Below are 17,462 nucleotides of genomic sequence, written 5' to 3'. Positions count from 1 at the left end.
AACGGATGACCGGGCTCGACGCGAGCTTCCTCTACCTCGAGACCCCCGAGCAGATGATGGTGATCAACGGCCTCGTCCACCTCGACGTGACCACCGTCGAGGAGGGCTACTCGTTCGAACGCCTCCGGTCCGGACTCGCCCGACGGGTCAAAGCCGTCCCCCCGTTCCGGCGCAAGGTCCACGACTCCCGGTTGAACCCCGGCCACCCGGCATGGATCGAGGACTTCGACTTCGACATCACCCACCACCTACGCCGGATCGAACTCGGGCCGGCCGGCACCGAGGACGAGCTGCTGGAGACGTGCGGTCGGCTCGCCTCCACCCCGCTGGACCGCGCCCACCCGCTGTGGCAGGTCTGGATCATCGAACGGGGTGACCCGCACGCGCCGACCGTCAGCGCGTTCTGCCGGGTACATCACTCGGTGATCGACGGGATGCTGGGCGCCGAGTTGCTCTCCGCCCTCGCCGCGACGGACGCCACCACGCCCGACCAGGATCCCGCGCTCGTGCGCACGCACGTCGGACGGGCCAACACCCTGCAACTGATCGCCGGTGGCGCCCGCGACGTGCTGGGCCGGCCCCTGGCCCTCCTCCGTCTGCTCCCCGAGACGCTGTCGGTCCCCGCGGCCATGAGACGCGCCCGCGGCCGGGCCGGCCACGGGGAATCCATGCCGGCCCCGTTCACGGCGCCGCGGACCCTCTTCAACCACTCGCTCACCCCGCACCGCGCCGTGGCCACCGCATCACTCGACCTGGCGTCCGTCAAGCTCGTCACCGCCCGCCTCGGCGGCACCGTCAACGACGTCCTCCTCACCGTGGTCGGCGGTGCTGTGAGGTCCTACCTCGAGGCCCACGGAGACGCCCCCGCCTCGTCCATGGTGGCGATCGTCCCCATGTCCACCCGAGACGATCTGGCCACCGGTGGCGCCAACCAGGTGTCGGCCATGTTCGCCTCCCTGGCCACGGATGTGGCCGACCCGGTCGAACGGTACGAGCGGATCTCCGCCGCAGCGGAGACCACGAAGCGCCAGGCCGCGAGCATCCGCCCGGCGCTCCTGGACAACTGGGCCCGCATGGGCCCCCGTCGGCTACTCGACATGGGCATGCGGGCGTACGAGGCGCTGAGACTCGCCGACGTCCACCCGGTGATCTACAACCTCATCGTCTCGAACGTGCCCGGCCCCCGTCACGCCCTCTACTTCCTCGGCGCGCGGATCACCCACATGCACCCCTTCGGCCCGCTGCTCCACGGTGCGGGGCTGTCCGTGACGAGCCTGTCGACCGACGGGCGGCTCGACCTGGGGGTGATCTCGTGCGAACACCTGGTGCCGGACCCGGACGCGGTGGCCCGTGGCATCGCGGCGGCGCTCGACGAGTTGCTCGAGCTCACCGCCCCCTGACCGGGCTCACCGCCTCCTGACCACGGGTAGACCGTCAGCTGACCTGGACGATCGGCAGCCGCAGGGCTCCCGGCGCGGCCTCCGGGACCATCGGCGACACGGGCGGGACCGGCGACAGGCGCCGGTAGTCCTCGCCCTGGGCCGGGCGCTGGTCGGCCTCACCCTTGTTGGGCCACAGCGACATGGCCCGCTCGGCCTGGGCGGTGATGCTGAGCGCCGGGTTGACACCGAGGTTCGCGGAGATCGCCGATCCGTCCACGATGTGCATCGTCGGGTAGTTCCACACGCGGTGGTACGGGTCCACGACCCCGGTCTCCGGCGAATCCGAGATCACGCAGCCGCCCAGGAAGTGGGCGGTGAGCGGGATGTTCGCGATCTCGCCCCACGTGCCCCCGGGCAGGCCGCCGATCTCCTCGGCGATCTTGCGGGTGGCCTCGTTTCCGGCGGGGATCCAGGTGGGGTTGGGCTCTCCGTGACCCTGCTTGCTGGTGACGTACCTGAACGGACCGAAGCGCTTGACGTAGGTCTGCAGCGAGTTGTCCAGGTTCTGCATCACGAGGGCGATCACCGAGCGCTGGCTCCAGCGGCGCAGGTAGAACAGCTGCATGAACATGGCCGGCTCGCGCCGGACCTCGTTCAGCAGGGTGCGCCACCGCGGGAGCGGCCCGTCACCGTCCGTGAGCAGGGTCTGCAGGATGGCGATGGCGTTGGAGCCCTTGCCGTACCGCACCGGTTCGATGTGGGTGTCCGACCGGGGATGAAACGACGACGTGATAGCCACCCCCTCGGAGAAGTCCTGCTCCGGCTTGTAGTTCGGGCGCATCGCCCCGAGGATCGCCTCAGAGTTGGTCCGGGTGAGCCGACCGATCGCATCCGAGAGCCTGGGCAGGGACCCGGAGTCCTTGGCGTAGTGGAGCAGGTGCTGGGTTCCCCAGGTGCCGGCCGCCACGACAACCTGACCGGCGGTCACCGTGGTGGTGCGCTTACCGCGACGCGTCCAGGCGCCCGTCCGCTCGAGGGTGATCTCCCACGTGCCGTCGCCGCGCTCACGCAGGTCGCTGACCGTGGTCCGGTCCAGGATGCGGGCGCCCGCGCGCTCGGCGAGGGCGAGGTAGTTCTTCATCAGCGTGTTCTTGGCGTTGTGCCGGCAGCCGGTCATGCACTCGCCGCACTCGATGCACGCGTTGCGGTCCGGCCCCACCCCGCCGAAGTACGGATCGGGGACAAGCTCGCCGGGCTTGCCCTGGCCGCCGGTCTTCTCACCGAAGAACACGCCGACCGGGGTGTAGACGAAGGTGTCCTCCGCGCCCATGTCGCGGGCCACCTTCTTCATGACCTCGTCCGAGTGGGTGTGCGTGGGGTTGGTGACCACGCCCAACATGCGGCGGCCCTGGTCGTAGAACGGGGAGAGTTCGTCCTCCCAGTCCGTGATGTGGCCCCACTGCCGGTCCTTGAAGAACTGGCTCGTGGGCTTGTACAGCGTATTGGCGTAGTTGAGCGATCCCCCGCCCACGCCCGCGCCCGCGAGGATCATCACGTCACGCATCATGTGGACGCGCTGGATCCCGAACAGCTTGAGTTTGGGCGCCCACACGTATCGGTGGAGTCGCCAGGACGTCTTGGGCAAGTCCGCGTCCTCGAAGCGGCGACCCGCCTCGATGACCGTGACGCGGTACCCCTTCTCCGACAACCGCAGGGCCGTCACGCTGCCACCGAAACCGGATCCGATGACGACGACATCCGTGTCCGTCGGCGTGGTGGGGGCGTCGGTCGGGGTCGACGGTGCGTGCGGCGTCATGGTGCAACTCCCAGGAGTGGTCGATGGTGGGCATCACAGTACCCGAGCACCACCGAACCTACCCGACAGTAGGCCCTAATTTGTCCAGAGAGTGGATGCGTCTGGCCCACGGCCGGGCGGTCAGGGCCGGACGGACAGGTCCACCTTCTGGAACCCCTTGACGTCGGAGTAACCGCACTTCGCCATCGCGCGACGCAGTCCGCCCATGAGGTTGCGGGTGCCGTCAGGGACGCTGGTCGGCCCCTCGAGGACCTCTTCCAGTGGCGCCAGGGCCGTCTCGTCCTCCACCTCGGACACATGCCCACGCGGCACCTTGGGGTGGGCGGAGACCGCGTCCCAGTAGACACCGCGGCCCGGGGACTCCAGCGAGCCGGCGAGCAGCGGCCCGAGAACCACCGCGTCGGCGCCGCACGCCACGGCGCGGGCGATGTCACCGGAGGTGTAGATGTCGCCGTCGGCCAACACGTGCACGTAGCGACCTCCGGTTTCGTCGAGGTAGTCCCGCCGGGCCGCGGCCGCGTCGGCGATCGCGGTGGCCATGTGGACCTCCATACCCAGCACCTGGCCGGTGGTGGTGATGCCGTTGACCCCGCCGTATCCCACGATCACACCGGCGGCACCCGTGCGCATGAGGTGCAGGGCGGTCTTGTAGTCGACGACGCCGCCGGCGATCACCGGGACATCGAGGCCACCGATGAAGTCCTTGAGGTCGAGCGGGGCGTCCTCACCGCTGACGTGCTCCGCCGAGATGATCGTGCCCTGCACCACCAGCAGGTCGATCCCCGCCGCGACCAGCCCCGGGGTGAGCTCGCGCGCGTGCTGCGGTGAGACCCGCACCGCCACGGTCGCACCCTCGTCGCGGATGCGGTGAACCGCAGCGGCGAGGAGCTCACGGTCGATCGGGGCACGGTGCAGCTCCTGCAGTCGCGCCACGGCCCGGTGTCCGGTCACGTCCTCCAGCGCGAGCTCCCGCAGCTCGGCGATCACGGCATCGGGATCGGCGTGACGGGCCCACAGTCCCTCTCCGTTGAGCACGGCCAGACCACCGAGCCTGGAGAACTCCACCGCCGAGGCCGGGGAGACCACCGCGTCGGTCGGGTGGGTCATCACCGGGATGTCCATCTGGTAGGCGTCGATCTGCCAGGAGGTGGACACCTCCTTGGAGCTACGGGTCCGGCGGGAGGGGACGATGTCGACCTCGCCCAGCCCGAACATCCGACGGGCCTCGCGACCCAGGCCGATCTCCACGACATTGCGCACGCGACTTCAGTCCTTGACGTTGTAGTTGGGGGCCTCGACCGTCATCTGGATCGCGTGCGGATGGCTCTCCCTGAGCCCCGCGGCCGTGATCTGGACGAACTGGGCACGGTGCATCTCCGGGATGGTGGCGGCTCCGGTGTAGCCCATGCCCGCGCGCAGCCCGCCGGCGAGCTGGTGGAGTACCTGACCGACGTCTCCCCGATACGGGACCCGCCCCTCGATGCCCTCGGGCACCAGCTTCTCCTCGGACAGCACGTCGTCCTGGAAGTACCGGTCCTTGGAGAACGACTTCTCCTGCCCGGGCTTGCCGCGCCCGCGCATCGCGCCCAGCGAACCCATGCCGCGGTAGACCTTGTACTGCTTGCCGTCCACGAAGATCAGCTCACCCGGCGATTCGGTGCACCCCGCGAGCAGGGACCCGAACATGCAGGCCGAGGCGCCGGCGGCGATCGCCTTGGCCACGTCACCGGAGTACTGCATACCGCCGTCGGCGATGACGGGGATCCCCGCCGCATGCGCGGCGACCGAGGCCTCGAGGATCGCGGTGATCTGGGGAGCACCCACGCCCGCGACCACCCGGGTGGTGCAGATGGAGCCGGGGCCGATGCCCACCTTGATGGCGTCCGCACCCGCGTCGATCATCGCCTGTGCGGCACCGCGGGTGGCGAGGTTGCCCCCGATCACCTGCACGCGGTCGCCGAGTTCCCGCTTGACCCTGGCCACCATGTCGAGGGCGTTGCGGTTGTGGGCGTGGGCGGTGTCGACCACCAGGGCGTCCACCCCGGCGTCGGTGAGGGCCCCGGCACGCTGCCAGGCATCCTCTCCGGTACCGATGGCGGCGGCCACGCGCAGCCGGCCGTCCGAGTCCTTGGTGGCGTCGGGGTGCTTCTCCGTCTTGACGAAGTCCTTCACCGTGATGAGTCCGGTCAGGCGCCCGTCACCGTCGACGATCGGCAGCTTCTCGATCTTGTGCCGGCGCAGCAGGCCGAGCGCCGCCTCCGCGGTGACACCCTCCCGCGCCACCACCAGGGGCGCCCGGGTCATGACCTCGTCGACCCGTCGGGACTTGTCCATCTCGAACCGCATGTCGCGGTTGGTGATGATGCCGACCAGCTCACCGCGCTCGTCGGTCACCGGCAGTCCGGAGATCCGGTAGCGGGCGCACTTCTCGTCGACCTCCGCCAACGTGTCGCTGGGCGCGCAGGTCACCGGGTCGGTCACCATCCCGGCCTCGGACCGCTTCACCGTCTCGACCTGGGCGGCCTGGTCCCCCACGGAGAGGTTGCGGTGCAGGACGCCGATCCCGCCCTGCCGTGCCATGGCGATGGCCATGCGGGCCTCGGTCACGGTGTCCATCGCCGACGAGATCAGCGGCACCCGCAGGGTGATGTCCCGTGTCAGGCGGGTGCTGGTGTCGACCTCACTCGGGACCACCTCGGACGCGGCCGGGAGGAGGAGCACGTCGTCGAACGTCAGGCCCACCAACGCGACCTTGGTCGGGTCGTCGCCGCCGGTGCGCACGGGGCCATTCGACTCGCTCATCTGCCGTCCTCCTGGGGGGTCGTCTAGGTGCTGACTTTCGAGGATAGTGGTTCCGGGGGCCACGGCTCGAACCGTCGACCACGTGAGACCGTGGTCACGGGTACGGTGGAGGCCGTGGACGATCCCCTACGGCACGGAATGCCGCCCGACCCGTTCGCCGGAGATCCGGATGATCCGGCCGCGGAGCTGGCCGAGCTCGACTCCGTCGATGACGACATGCCCACGGGCCCGCTCGACGCGGACGAGCGGCGGGCGATCGAGGAGGACCTCGCGGATCTCTCGGAGTTCCGTCGGTTGCTGGCCCCGATCGGGGTGAAGGGGGTCGCGGTCCAGTGTGACGACTGCGCCGAGGAGCACTACCACGAGTGGGACATGCTCCGCGCCAACCTCATGCAGCTCCTCGAGGACGGCTCCCTGCTCCCCCACGAGCCGGCCTTCGACCCGATCCCGGACGACTACGTCACCTGGGAGTACTGCCGCGGCTACGCGGACGCCGCCCGGGCCCTGCGCCCCCGTCGACTCAACTGGCGCCGCTGAACAGAGGCGGTCGCCGCGCGCGGGTGCCGCCCGTTCGACCCGGGCCCGGCCCGGCCCGGCCCGGACGACTCGATCCCCGTCCCTCCGAGAGGGGCGGGGATCGAGTCGTTTCCCGGGGTCAGTTCGTCGGCCGGACCGACTGCGAGGTCTGTTGTGAGTCGGTTGGCGCCGGCTGCGTGGGAGTCGGGACCTGGGTCACGGTGGTGCGGCTCGGCGTCGGCGCCGGCACCACCCGGTCGTCATCCGCCTCGTCACCCTGTCGTCCGGTCGTCGGTGACAGGAAATCCTGGATCCGCTGGGTGTCGATCGGGATCTGCAGCGTGGTCGAGATCCGCAGCCCGTCGAGCGGGAGCGGGATGACCGGCATCCCCGGAGGCGGCGGGGGGACCAGGTTGGACGGCAACGGCACGGGGAGGCCGGGAACGAGAGTCGCCACACCCGGAGCGGGCGGGGGCGACGGGGCCGGCGCGGGTGCCGGGGCGGGCGACGGGACGACGCTCGGGGTGACCCGACTGAGATCGCGCTTGATGGCGTCCCGACGCTTCATCAGCTCGACACGTTCGGAGGCGTCGGAGACCTCGTCGAGCCGCGCGCTCACCTCATCGAGCAGCCGCTCGGCCTCGTTCCGGTCCCCCTCTCGGGCGGCGAGGTCCGCGGCGGCGAGGTCCTCGCTGAGATCGCTCACGAGCTCTACGTTCCCGGCACGGTCGGAGAACATCGTCTTGGACACCCCCCAGAGCGGGTCGCCCGGCATCGCGCTGTGCGCGGCCACGGACAGACCGCCGACGATCACGGCCGCCACTGCGGCGGCGCCGGTCACCGCCTGCCACAGGGCCGGACGCTGGCCGTGGTGGTGCTCGCCCGAATGCACCCACCCGCGGCGCGGCCACAGTCGGGAGACGTTCGGGGCGAGGGCCACCTCGATCTGCTCGTCGCTGGGCAGGTCCGGCAGTCCGGCCGAGTCCACCTCGGCGCGCCAGTCGGCGAGCAGCGCGACGAGTGGCTCATCCCCCTCGGGACGGTCGCCGCGTCCGAGCGAGTCGAGGAGCTCGTCGTCGCAATCCACCTCGACCCGGTCGTCCTCGACCCGGTCCTCGTCGTGGCCGTCCACGTCATGCACGTGGAGCGAGGCGTCATCGTCCCGGGTGCCGGGATCGACTTCGTCGTTCATCGCCATCGCTCCTCTCCGTCCTGCTCGATCCTCGCCCGGAGCTGCTTCATCGCCCGGTGTTGGGCGACGCGCACGGCGCCGGCCGTACTGTCGACGATCTCCGCCGTCTCCTCCGCGGAGAGTCCGACCACCACACGTAGCCGGATGATCTCCCTCTGCTTCTCGGGCAGGGTCTCGAGGAGGCGGCTCACCGCTCTCGACACCTCGCCGTCGAGGACGTGGTCCTCCGGCCCCGTGTCGGTCGAGAGCACCTCGGGGAGGTACTCCACGGGGTCGGACTTGTTCCGCGCGGCGCCACGATGGGCGTCCGCGACCTTGTGGGCCGCGATCCCGTACACGAAGGCCATGAAGGGACGTCCCTGGTCCCGGTACCCCGGCAGAGCCGAGAGAACCGCGATGAGAACCTCCTGGGCGACATCGTCAGCAGACAGGTTGACCCTCTCCGAACCACCGACGCGGGAACGGCAATACCGCACCACACCGGGCCGCACGAGCTCCAGCACCCGCGTGGCAGCGACACGGTCACCCTTGACCGCCTCGGCTACGGCGAGTTCCAACTCGTCTGCTGTACCTGTCATCGGATTACGGGGGCCCCGTGTTACACGGATGTATTACGGGGCACGGCCTTTCTCTCGAGTCGCGACGCACGTCACGACGGATCCCACGTCCCGGCCCGTCAGCGGCCGATGCGGCTCGGGCTCAGAACAGGCGTGTGACCCCTGGGTCGTGGGACCACTGCTGAGCGCCAAGCGTAACCGCTGGGGGGCGTGCGGGACCACGTGACCGGCCCGGAACGGGGCCGGGCCCCGTCCCCCGCGGCGCGGAGAGCGGGGCCCGGGAGGCCGGACGCGATCAGTGCGAGTGACCGGCGTGCGAGTGGCCGCCGGCGCCCTTCTCCTCGGGCTTCTCGACGATCGCCGTCTCGGTCGTGAGGACCATACGGGCGACCGAGCAGGCGTTGACCACGGCGGAGGAGGTGACCTTCACCGGGTCGATGATCCCGGCGGAGACCAGGTCACCGTACTCCCCCACGGCGGCGTTGAAGCCGTCGCGCGGGCCCATCTCGGAGACCTTGCTCACCACGACGGAGCCGTCCTCGCCGGCATTGGCGGCGATCCAGAACAGCGGGGCGGACAGCGCCTTGCGGACCACGTTCACCCCGACCGCCTCGTCGGCGTCGGCGGTGTCGGCGGCCAGCCGCTCGAGTGCCGCGGCCGCCTGGACCAACACGGAGCCACCGCCGGCGATGACGCCCTCTTCCACGGCCGCCTTGGCCGAGTTGACGGCGTCCTCGACGCGGAGCTTGCGTTCGGTCAACTCGGTCTCGGTGGCCGCACCCACGCGGATCACGGCGACACCGCCGGCGAGCTTCGCGACGCGCTCCTCGAGCTTCTCGCGGTCCCAGTCGGAGTCGGTGGCCTCGGCCTCGCGGCGCAGCTGCGCGACGCGGGCGTCGACGTCCGCCTGGTCGCCGGCGCCGTCCACGATGATCGTGTCGTCCTTGGACACGGTCACCCGCCGGGCCTGACCGAGGACGTCCAGGCCGCACTCCGACAGCTTCATGCCCAGATCGGGGCTGATGACCTGCCCCTTGGTGACGATCGCCAGGTCCTCCTGGAAGGCCTTGCGCCGGTCGCCGAAGAACGGGGCCTTGATCGCGACGACCTTGAGGGTCTTGCGGATCGAGTTGACCACGAGGGTCGACAGCGCCTCGCCGTCGACGTCCTCCGCGATGATGAGCAGCGGCTTGCCGGTCTCGGCGACCTTCTCCAGCAGCGGCAGCAGATCCGGCAGGGAGCTGATCTTCTCGCGGTGGATCAGGATCAGCACATCCTCGTGGATGGCCTTCTGCTCATCGGGGTCGGTGACGAAGTACGGCGAGAGGAAGCCCTTGTCGAAGGCGATGCCCTCGGTGACCGAGACCTCGGTGTGCAGCCCCTGGGACTCCTCGACGGAGACGACGCCGTTGACTCCGACCGCGTCCATCGCCTCGGCGACCATGCGGCCGATCTCGGGGTCACGCGACGAGACGGTCGCCACCTGCGAGACGGCGTCCGAGCCGGAGACCGGTGTCGCTGCCGCGCGGAGGAACTCCACGACGGCGGCGGAGGCCTTCTCGATGCCCTTGCCCATCGCCATCGGGTTGGAGCCGGCGGCCACGTTGCGCAGCCCCTGGCGGATGAGCGCCTGGGCGAGCACGGTGGCGGTGGTGGTGCCGTCGCCCGCGACATCGTTGGTCTTGGTGGCGACACTCTTGACCAGCTGTGCGCCGAGGTTCGCGAACGGCTCGGAGAGCTCGATCTCGCGGGCGATGGAGACACCGTCATTGGTGACGGTGGGCCCGCCGAAGGCCTTGGCGAGCACGACGTGACGGCCCTTCGGGCCGAGCGTGACCTTGACGGTGTCGGCGAGCTCGTCGACACCGGCGAGCATGCCCTTGCGGGCCTCCTCGTCGAACGCGATCAATTTGGACATCGATGGAACTCCTGGAGGGAAGTGGGTGGTCGTGACGGGCGGGTACCGCGGGGTGAGACACCTCCGCCCCGGTGGTGCCTGGCTCTGGCCGGCGCCGCCGGGGCGGGGGTCAACAGCTCACGTCAGTCGATGACCGCGAGGACGTCACGCGAGGAGAGGATCAGGTACTCCTTGCCCTCGTACTTGATCTCGGTGCCGCCGTACTTCGAGTAGATGACCTTGTCCCCCTCCTTGATGTCCATGGGGATGCGGTCGCCGTCCTCGTCGAAGCGGCCCTTGCCGACCGCGACGACGGTGCCCTCCTGGGGCTTCTCCTTGGCGGTGTCCGGGATGACGAGACCCGACGCCGTGGTGGTCTCGGCCTCGAGGGCCTGGACGAGAATCTTGTCCTCAAGCGGCTTGATCGCCACGATGATCCTCCCGTATGGGGTGTGGCCGCCCGGATGCCGGGCGACTCGGAGTGTGGTTGGACAGATCGGGACGCCGGAAGGCGGCCCGTGGTTTATGTACGACCCGGGCTGCCGCGTGCACCGTCGCGGGTGGCGCCCTCGGAGCTCCGTGTCTATTGGCACTCTACACAGGCGAGTGCCAGCACTCAAGGAAACCGCGTGCGGGTTCGCCGCCATCGGGGTCCGACGGAGATCGGAGAACGCTCGGCGCGGGCCTGCGCCGCGGGTAGGCTCACCCGCACCGCACGGACATCAACCGGACCACCCCCTCTGCCCGACCCGATCCCGATCGAGTACAGCGAGGCCCAGAAATGACCGCAGTCGCGCCCCCGGACATCGTCACCGCCGCAGTCGAGGGCGGGGAGACGAAAGCCGACGCCCCGGGGTGGCAACTGGCCCTCCGCGGCTTCCTCGCCGTCTACCTGCTCGGCGCGGCCACCCTTCTGGCCGTCGTGGCCACCGAGGCGACCGGAGTGGCGATCCTCGGCGCCGTGCTCTTCCCACTGGGCCTCACCATGGTCGTCCTGCTCGGCTGGGAACTCGTCACCGGCGCCTACGGGCTGGTCCCGCTGGCCGCGATGGAGGGCCGCATCCGGGCGCGCGACTGCCTACGGATCTTCGGCTGGATGATCCTCGGGCACACTGTCGGCGGGCTCGCGGCGGCGTGGATGCTGACCTCCGTGCTCACCGGGATGGGGACCGAACCCGACGCCACCGGGGCCCAGGGCCTGGTGGACCTCGCAGTGGAGAAGACGGTGGCCTACAAGGAAGCCGGCGTCGTCACCGGACTCGGTTGGGTGACGTTGAGCGCCGTGCTGTGCAACTGGCTGGTCGCGCTCGGCGTGATCATGTCGTTCTCCTCCACGAGCACCTCGGGCAAGATCCTCGCCATCTGGCTGCCGATCCTCACGTTCTTCGCGCTCGGTTACGAGCACGCGGTCGTCAACCACTTCACGATCCCCGCGGGCATGATGCTCGGGGCCGATGTGAGCATCGCCGACTGGCTGCTGTGGAACCAGATCCCGGTGCATGTCGGTAACTTCATCGGCGGGATCACCCTCGCGGGGTTGGGACTGTACTTCGCGCAACGGACGCGGGTCGACCGCTCCCCCGGGGCACCGGCGGGCCACACCCACCCACCCCAGGAGTGACCTCCTCGTATGCACCCACCCGAGAAGCCAGGGGATCGGCCCGACGGGCCGCGCCGCCGAACCGGGTCCGACGGCACGCCGGGATCGTTCCACCCTCCCGGGACCAACACACTGGCCGTCGTCGCCCTCGTGATCGCCGTCGCGAACGTGGTGTTCGGCTCGTTCCTCGGCCTGTTCGTGCCGCTGGTCCCGGCCGCCGTCGCTGTCGTCGTGGTCGCGATCGGACACACGTCCCTCAGGCAGATCACCCGCAGCGGCGAGGCCGGAAGGGAGATGGCCGTGTCCGCCCTCGTGATCGGCTACCTCTGCCTGGCCGCGGTCGCCGCGTTCCTGCTGATGGCGTTCACGTTCACCACCGTGGGGATGGCACTCCTCGGCTACTAGGCGACCTGGGTGACCTCGACCGGCAGCCCGGGGTCGGCCGCCACGGTCAGGGGGCTGGGGTCCGCGTCCGCGGCGAGGAGCGCGGAGGCGACCCCCACCACCATCGCGCCGTTGTCGGTGCACAACCGCGGCCGCGGGACGCGCAGGGTCAGGCCCGCGTCGGCACACCTGCTCGCGGCGAGGTCACGCAACCTCGAGTTGGCGGCGACCCCGCCACCCACGAGCAGGGTGTCCACGCCCAGGTCGGTGCAGGCCCGGACAGCCTTCATGGTGAGCACGTCGGCCACCGCCTCCTGGAACGAGGCCGCGACGTCCGCCACGTCGAGCTGCTCGCCGTCGCGTTCGGCGGCCTCGATGCGTCGGGCGACCGAGGTCTTGAGCCCGGAGAAGGAGAAGTCGTGCCGGGCGTCGCGTGGTCCGGTCATCCCGCGCGGGAACGCGATCGCCGTGGGGTCACCGGTGCCCGCGAGCCGATCGATCACGGGCCCGCCCGGGTACCCCAGGCCGAGCAGCCGGGCCACCTTGTCGTAGGCCTCCCCGGCCGCGTCGTCGACGGTCGACCCGAGTTCGACGACCGGCTCGGTGAGCGAGCGGACGTGCAGCAGCTGGGTGTGCCCACCGGAGACCAGCAGGGCCACGCACTCGGGAAGCGGGTCACCGTCGAAGCCCGCGACGGCGACGTGGCCGACGAGGTGGTTGACGGCGTAGAACGGGGCCCCCCACGCGGCCGCATAGGCCTTGGCGGCGGACGACCCCACGAGCAGCGCCCCGGACAGGCCGGGTCCGATGGTGGCGGCGACGGCGTCCGGCCGCTCCAGCCCCGCCTCGGCGAGGGCGGCGCGAACGGTCGGCACGAGCGCCTCGAGGTGGGCGCGGGAGGCGATCTCCGGGACGACCCCGCCGAACCGGGCGTGCTCGGACATCGACGAGGCGACCACGTCGGACAGCAACTCGGCGCGGCCGTCGTCGTGCACGCGCGCGACGGCGACCCCCGTCTCGTCGCACGAGCTCTCGATCCCCATGACGGTTCTCACCGGTCGCTCACCTTCCCTCCGTCGTTCTGTCCTCGCGCTCCCGCCGGCCGCACCATGAGGTGCGCGTCGGCCCTGCTGGGCCGGTAGTACCGGGGACGCAGCCCCACTACCTCGAACCCGTGGGCCTCGTACAGGGTGCGGGCCGGGACGTTGTCGGTCCGCACGTCCAGCACCACCGGCGCCGCGTCCGCGTCCGCCACGTCGAGCATGCGGCGCAGCAGCGTGCGCCCGATCCCCCGCCCCTGGTGGGCCGGATCGACCCCGATGGTGTGCACCTCGTACTCACGATCCCCCTCGGGTCCGAGCACGGCCAGCACGGCGTAACCGACGAGGACCCCGTCCGCCCGCGCCGCGAAGCAGTGGGTGTGCCGGGAGCCGATCTCCGACAGGAACGCGGCGGCCGACCACGGACCGTCGGCGGGGAACAGCACCCTCTCGAGGTCGGCGCAGCGCATGGCGTCGTCGGCGACCAGATGGTCGTGCACGATCGCGTCCGGCGGCGTCCCGGTCACCGCCGGACCCCCCGCAGCGCGGTCGAGGGTGCGGCGCGCCGGGGCGGGAAGGCGTCGGGCCGACGCAGGTAGAGCGGTTCCAGCGGCGCCGGGGCCGTGCCCGCGAGGAGGTCGGAGGCCGCGACGGTGACGAGGCCGGCGGGGTCGGGCGCGGTGACCGCCTCGAGGATCCCCGCGGCGGCGTGGCCGGCGGCGGTGACCTCTCCCAGGCGTACGGGGTCGCCGACCAGGTGGTCGACGCCGTCCGCGTCGATCCCGGCGGCGGGGCCCACCATGGGGCCCGAGGTCCGTGCGCCGTCCGCGGAGAAGCGGGCGTGGTAGGCCTCCCGGCGGCGGGCGTCGGTGACGACGACGAGGTCTCCGGTCGCCCCGGCGGCGCGCGCGGTGGCCGCGAGCCCGTCCAGCGAACACACCCCGTGGACCGGCCTGGAGATGGCGTCGGCGAATGCGGCTGCGGTCGCCATCCCGACGCGCAGGCCGGTGAACGGTCCCGGACCGATGCCCACGACCACGGCGTCGAGCTCGCGCGGCGTGAGGCCCGCGGCGGTGAGGCACTCGAGGATGTGCGGGGTGAGCAGCTCCGCGTGGGCGCGGGCGTCCTCGGTGACCCGCGTGGCCAGTGCATCCACCTGCGGGACCCGGTCGCCGGGCACGAGTCGGCACACCCCTGCGGTGACGAAGGGCGTGGAGGTGTCTACGGCGAGGACGAGCACGGGGTCAGGGTACCGCCGGGCCGGGTGCGGGACCGTCCGAGGCGTCCCGGCGCCAGCTCGCCGTCCGGACGTCGGTGCCGTCGGGCCGACGCAGGGTGACGACCAGTGGCGCCTCGACGAGGGAGTCGACGAATCCGGCGCCCCACTCGACGACCACCACGTCGCTGTCGAGTGCCGTGTCGAGGTCGAGCGATTCCAGTTCGTCGGCCAGGTCGGCCCTGGTCGGTTGCGGACCGTCCGGGTCCTGGCCGCCGAGCAGTCGGTAGGCGTCGACGTGGACCAGCCCCGGACGGCCGGGCGTCGCCGGGGCGTGGCGACGGGCGATGACGAAGGTCGGCGAGGTGATGCGCCCGCGTACCCCCAGGCCGGCGGCGATCCCGGTGGTCAGCGCGGTCTTGCCGGCGCCGAGGGGGCCGTCGAGGATCACCACGTCGCCGGCCCGCAGGAGGCCGGCGAGCTCGGCGCCCAGTGCCCGGGTGTCCTCCGCCGTCGGCAGGTCGCGCTCCCCGGGGACGCGGATCGTCACGAGGCCCGGTCGTGGTCGGTGGACGGGGCCGTCTCCCCACCGGCGCCCCGGCCCGGCGGGGGCATGGCGGCGCGGCCCACGCCGTCGGCGCGGCGCTCCCGCTCCCGCCATTCGATGATCGCGTCGGCCACCAGGTCCCCCAGCACCTCGGACACGTGGGCGGGCTCCTCCAGCATCACCATGTGCCCGGCACCCGGGACCACCACGAACTCGGCGTCCGGCAGTTCCTCGACGATGTCGACCGACCGGTCGAGCGGGGTGAGCAGGTCGCGGTCACCGCACAGGACGGTCGTGCGGACGTCCCGCAGGACGGGCACGGCGGCCGACTCGTCGTGCTGGGTGAGGGTCTCGAAGAAGTTGGCGATGGTCAGCACGTCGGTCGAGCCGATGAGTTTGTCCACGAACCGGGCGACGGTCGGGCTCATCGTGGCGGGGTCACCGAACGAGCCGCCGTAGATGAACGGCGAGATGATCGCCCCGAGGGCCCGCCGACCGTTGGTGAACACCCCGGGACTCCGGCCTGCGAGACCGGCGAGCCGCGCGACGGATTTGTTGTCGAGCACCGCGCCGAGCCCCGCCTCGGAGAGCTCGGCCATCGCGGTGGAGACCAGCCCGGCCCCCAGGACGCGCTCCCGCACGGTCTCCGGGTGGCGCGCGGCATATCCCATGACCGTCATCCCGCCCATGGAATGCCCGATCACCACCACCGGACCGGTGGGTGCCGTCGCCGAGATGACGGTGTCGAGGTCCCGGGACAGCTGGTCGATGGTGGAGTTCTTCCGCGAACTCATCCCGCTCAGCCCGTGTCCACGCTGGTCGTAGAACACCATCCGGATCTCCGAGCCGAACCGGTCCGCGAGATGCCGCCGCTGGAAGTGCCAGCTGTCCATCGACAGGGTGTAGCCGTGGGCGAACACGACGGTCATCGGCGCATCGGTGGGCCCAGCCTCCCGCACCGCGAGCGGTACGCCGTCGGAGGCCGCGACCATGGAGCCACGGTCCACTCCGAGTTCCCACATGTCTTCGCCCGCCCACGGGTCGTTGGCGCGTCGACCGGGCAGCAGGGTGACCACCGAACCGAGCGTGGCCGCACCGAGGGCTCCCAGGCCCGCACGCAGCCCTCCCGGGGTCCGGATATGCTCCCTGATCGCCTCGAGATCCCCGGGCGCGCCCCCCACGACCTCGGGTGGTCGGATCTCCACCGGCTCCTCGGCGGCGGACCGGGCCGGGCGTCTGGGCAGACGGATCCGGGGCCTTCCGCTGCGACCGGTCACCTCGCCGTCGTCGTCGTCCTCGCTCATATCGCGGCCTCCCGCCCCCGGTCGGCACCGTGCGACGCGCTCAGGACGTGGTGCCTCTCGGCACGTCCCCGCACAGCGGTGACCACCTCGTAGTGGATGGTGCCGACCGTCCTGGCCCACTCGGCGGCCGTCGGGCCGCCGTCGGCCCCGTTCCCGAACAGCACCGCGGTGTCCCCCACCCGGACCGGCGTCGCGGGCTCCGGGCCGAGGTCGACGACGAACTGGTCCATACAGACGCGGCCGACGTTCGGATAGCGGCGTCCGCCGATCGTGACATCCATCCGGCCCGACAGCAGCCGCCACACCCCGTCGGCGTAACCGGCAGCGATCAGGGCAACGGTGGTGTCGTGCGGGGCGTGCCACGTGTGCCCGTAGCTCACGCCCTGACCGGCGGACACGCGCCTCACCAGGAGGACCTCCGCCGAGAACGTCATGGCCGGGACCAGGTCGGCCTCCAGGCCCTCGACCGGGTTGAGACCGTAGAGCGCGATCCCCGGCCGGACCATCTCGAAACCGTCCTCGGGTCGGGTCAGGGTCGCCGCCGAGTTGGCGTGGTGGTTGACCGGGCACTCCAGCCCCCGGGCACGCGCGAGGGACACGCACTCGTGCAGCCGGGCCACCTGCAGGTCGATCACCGGGTTGCCCGGATCATCGGCGTGGGCGAAGTGCGCCATCAACCCCGTCACCTCGACGAGACCGCCGGCGGTCGCCGCGACCAGCCGCTCGAGTACGGCCGGCCAGTCCTCCAACGCGATGCCCGACCGGGCGAGACCCGTGTCGATCTTGGGGGTGATCCGCGCGCGGCGGCCGGTACGTCGGGCGGCCTCGAGCACGGTGTCGAGGTGACCCGGGCTCGGGACGGCGAGGTCGATGTCGGCCTCCAGGGCCGACCGGACGTCATCGGACGCCGAGTAGAGCCACGCCAGGATCTCGGCGCCGATCCCCGCCGACCGCAGCTGCGTCGCCTCCGCGATGGTCGTCACGCCGAGGGCGTGCGCGCCTCCGCGCAGTGCGGCCAGTGAGACCGGGACGGCCCCATGACCATAGGCGTCCGCCTTGACCACGGCCATGACCCGCGCCCCGCGCGCAGCTCGGACCAGGACGCGACTGTTGTGCTCGATCGCGTCCAGATCGATCTCGGCGCGGCACGGCGCCGGGGGGACAACTGGACCCATTTCGTCAATACTGCCAAAAAGCACCACCGGTGGG

17 protein-coding genes are annotated in these 17,462 nt (G+C 71.2%); 4 read left to right on the top strand and 13 right to left on the bottom strand.

Translation table 11 applies throughout. From position 1 onward, the window contains the following. Positions 1-5: 5 nt before the first annotated feature. Positions 6-1,400 carry a WS/DGAT/MGAT family O-acyltransferase gene (locus AB5G72_RS04470; RefSeq protein ID WP_440221464.1) on the top strand — a complete coding sequence of 465 codons (1,395 nt, stop codon included), beginning with the start codon at positions 6-8 and terminating at the stop codon, positions 1,398-1,400. 34 nt (positions 1,401-1,434) lie between these two features. On the opposite strand, the gene AB5G72_RS04465 is transcribed toward AB5G72_RS04470, so the two are convergent. The 3 genes from AB5G72_RS04465 to guaB form a co-directional block, all read right to left on the bottom strand. Next, on the bottom strand, positions 1,435-3,198 hold the full coding sequence (locus AB5G72_RS04465) for an FAD-dependent oxidoreductase (protein ID WP_253003278.1): 1,764 nt from the start codon (positions 3,196-3,198) through the stop codon (positions 1,435-1,437). A 120-nt stretch (positions 3,199-3,318) separates the two neighbouring features. Then, positions 3,319-4,458: a GuaB3 family IMP dehydrogenase-related protein gene (locus AB5G72_RS04460; RefSeq protein WP_120286219.1), complete on the bottom strand. Its 1,140-nt coding sequence runs from the start codon at positions 4,456-4,458 to the stop codon at positions 3,319-3,321. A gap of 6 nt (positions 4,459-4,464) precedes the next feature. Continuing rightward, positions 4,465-6,000, bottom strand: a complete 1,536-nt coding sequence (gene guaB, locus AB5G72_RS04455; protein WP_120286220.1) for an IMP dehydrogenase — start codon at positions 5,998-6,000, stop codon at positions 4,465-4,467. Between the two features lie 114 nt (positions 6,001-6,114). On the opposite strand from guaB, the gene AB5G72_RS04450 reads away from it, so the two are divergent. Continuing rightward, entirely contained in the window at positions 6,115-6,537 is a 423-nt protein-coding gene (locus AB5G72_RS04450) for a DUF5319 domain-containing protein (RefSeq protein ID WP_420890550.1), read from the top strand. A gap of 118 nt (positions 6,538-6,655) precedes the next feature. On the opposite strand, the gene AB5G72_RS04445 is transcribed toward AB5G72_RS04450, so the two are convergent. The 4 genes from AB5G72_RS04445 to groES all read right to left on the bottom strand — a co-directional run bounded on the left by AB5G72_RS04445 (position 6,656) and on the right by groES (position 10,599). Then, a complete protein-coding gene (locus tag AB5G72_RS04445) occupies positions 6,656-7,708 on the bottom strand; it encodes a hypothetical protein (protein WP_317471270.1) in 1,053 nt (350 codons plus the stop codon). Next, complete coding sequence (locus AB5G72_RS04440) at positions 7,705-8,286, bottom strand: sigma-70 family RNA polymerase sigma factor (RefSeq protein WP_132063545.1); 582 nt, start codon at positions 8,284-8,286, stop codon at positions 7,705-7,707. Before AB5G72_RS04440 ends, AB5G72_RS04445 begins: the two co-directional genes overlap by 4 nt. 274 nt (positions 8,287-8,560) lie before the next feature. Continuing rightward, a complete protein-coding gene (gene groL, locus AB5G72_RS04435) occupies positions 8,561-10,183 on the bottom strand; it encodes a chaperonin GroEL (protein WP_119192254.1) in 1,623 nt (540 codons plus the stop codon). 122 nt (positions 10,184-10,305) lie between these two features. Beyond that, on the bottom strand, positions 10,306-10,599 hold the full coding sequence (gene groES, locus AB5G72_RS04430; RefSeq protein WP_181694306.1) for a co-chaperone GroES: 294 nt from the start codon (positions 10,597-10,599) through the stop codon (positions 10,306-10,308). A gap of 344 nt (positions 10,600-10,943) precedes the next feature. Between groES and AB5G72_RS04425 the strand changes: the two genes are divergently transcribed. Together AB5G72_RS04425 and AB5G72_RS04420 are read left to right on the top strand one after the other, a co-directional pair. Next, entirely contained in the window at positions 10,944-11,783 is an 840-nt protein-coding gene (locus tag AB5G72_RS04425; protein ID WP_440221087.1) for a formate/nitrite transporter family protein, read from the top strand. 9 nt (positions 11,784-11,792) lie between these two features. Continuing rightward, complete coding sequence (locus AB5G72_RS04420; protein ID WP_096905925.1) at positions 11,793-12,167, top strand: DUF4190 domain-containing protein; 375 nt, start codon at positions 11,793-11,795, stop codon at positions 12,165-12,167. On the opposite strand, the gene tsaD is transcribed toward AB5G72_RS04420, so the two are convergent. Genes tsaD through alr form a run of 6 tightly spaced genes read right to left on the bottom strand, consistent with a single transcriptional unit; the run spans position 12,164 to position 17,428 of the window. Then, on the bottom strand, positions 12,164-13,189 hold the full coding sequence (gene tsaD, locus AB5G72_RS04415) for a tRNA (adenosine(37)-N6)-threonylcarbamoyltransferase complex transferase subunit TsaD (RefSeq protein WP_185951476.1): 1,026 nt from the start codon (positions 13,187-13,189) through the stop codon (positions 12,164-12,166). The genes AB5G72_RS04420 and tsaD overlap by 4 nt on opposite strands. Before the next feature lie 8 nt (positions 13,190-13,197). Further along, on the bottom strand, positions 13,198-13,656 hold the full coding sequence (gene rimI, locus AB5G72_RS04410; protein WP_185951475.1) for a ribosomal protein S18-alanine N-acetyltransferase: 459 nt from the start codon (positions 13,654-13,656) through the stop codon (positions 13,198-13,200). Between the two features lie 53 nt (positions 13,657-13,709). Continuing rightward, a complete protein-coding gene (gene tsaB / locus AB5G72_RS04405) occupies positions 13,710-14,426 on the bottom strand; it encodes a tRNA (adenosine(37)-N6)-threonylcarbamoyltransferase complex dimerization subunit type 1 TsaB (RefSeq protein ID WP_440221086.1) in 717 nt (238 codons plus the stop codon). 4 nt (positions 14,427-14,430) lie between these two features. Beyond that, positions 14,431-14,952, bottom strand: coding sequence for a tRNA (adenosine(37)-N6)-threonylcarbamoyltransferase complex ATPase subunit type 1 TsaE (gene tsaE, locus AB5G72_RS04400; RefSeq protein WP_254050506.1), 522 nt, complete (start codon positions 14,950-14,952; stop codon positions 14,431-14,433). Continuing rightward, positions 14,949-16,253 (bottom strand): alpha/beta fold hydrolase, encoded by a 1,305-nt coding sequence (locus AB5G72_RS04395; RefSeq protein WP_440221085.1) that lies wholly within the window; start codon positions 16,251-16,253, stop codon positions 14,949-14,951. Before AB5G72_RS04395 ends, tsaE begins: the two co-directional genes overlap by 4 nt. Further along, positions 16,250-17,428 (bottom strand): alanine racemase, encoded by a 1,179-nt coding sequence (alr, locus tag AB5G72_RS04390; RefSeq protein ID WP_440221084.1) that lies wholly within the window; start codon positions 17,426-17,428, stop codon positions 16,250-16,252. Before alr ends, AB5G72_RS04395 begins: the two co-directional genes overlap by 4 nt. Positions 17,429-17,462: the final 34 nt, after the last annotated feature.

The organism is Dietzia sp. MNB45 (assembly GCF_051994785.1).
GTDB lineage: Bacteria > Actinomycetota > Actinomycetes > Mycobacteriales > Mycobacteriaceae > Dietzia > Dietzia kunjamensis.
The sequence above is the reverse complement of the archived record's forward strand: the minus strand, read 5'-3'. Positions and strand labels throughout refer to the sequence as shown.

What these genes read in the sequence shown, in the direction of transcription:
- AB5G72_RS04470 (WP_440221464.1), top strand. Translation starts at nt 6, where the DNA reads ATGACCGGGCTCGACGCGAGCTTCCTCTACCTCGAGACCCCCGAGCAG.
- AB5G72_RS04465 (WP_253003278.1), bottom strand. Translation starts at nt 3,198, where the DNA reads ATGACGCCGCACGCACCGTCGACCCCGACCGACGCCCCCACCACGCCG.
- guaB (WP_120286220.1), bottom strand. Translation starts at nt 6,000, where the DNA reads ATGAGCGAGTCGAATGGCCCCGTGCGCACCGGCGGCGACGACCCGACC.
- AB5G72_RS04445 (WP_317471270.1), bottom strand. Translation starts at nt 7,708, where the DNA reads ATGAACGACGAAGTCGATCCCGGCACCCGGGACGATGACGCCTCGCTC.
- AB5G72_RS04440 (WP_132063545.1), bottom strand. Translation starts at nt 8,286, where the DNA reads ATGACAGGTACAGCAGACGAGTTGGAACTCGCCGTAGCCGAGGCGGTC.
- groL (WP_119192254.1), bottom strand. Translation starts at nt 10,183, where the DNA reads ATGTCCAAATTGATCGCGTTCGACGAGGAGGCCCGCAAGGGCATGCTC.
- AB5G72_RS04425 (WP_440221087.1), top strand. Translation starts at nt 10,944, where the DNA reads ATGACCGCAGTCGCGCCCCCGGACATCGTCACCGCCGCAGTCGAGGGC.
- AB5G72_RS04420 (WP_096905925.1), top strand. Translation starts at nt 11,793, where the DNA reads ATGCACCCACCCGAGAAGCCAGGGGATCGGCCCGACGGGCCGCGCCGC.
- tsaD (WP_185951476.1), bottom strand. Translation starts at nt 13,189, where the DNA reads ATGGGGATCGAGAGCTCGTGCGACGAGACGGGGGTCGCCGTCGCGCGC.
- rimI (WP_185951475.1), bottom strand. Translation starts at nt 13,656, where the DNA reads ATGCGCTGCGCCGACCTCGAGAGGGTGCTGTTCCCCGCCGACGGTCCG.
- AB5G72_RS04395 (WP_440221085.1), bottom strand. Translation starts at nt 16,253, where the DNA reads ATGAGCGAGGACGACGACGACGGCGAGGTGACCGGTCGCAGCGGAAGG.
- alr (WP_440221084.1), bottom strand. Translation starts at nt 17,428, where the DNA reads ATGGGTCCAGTTGTCCCCCCGGCGCCGTGCCGCGCCGAGATCGATCTG.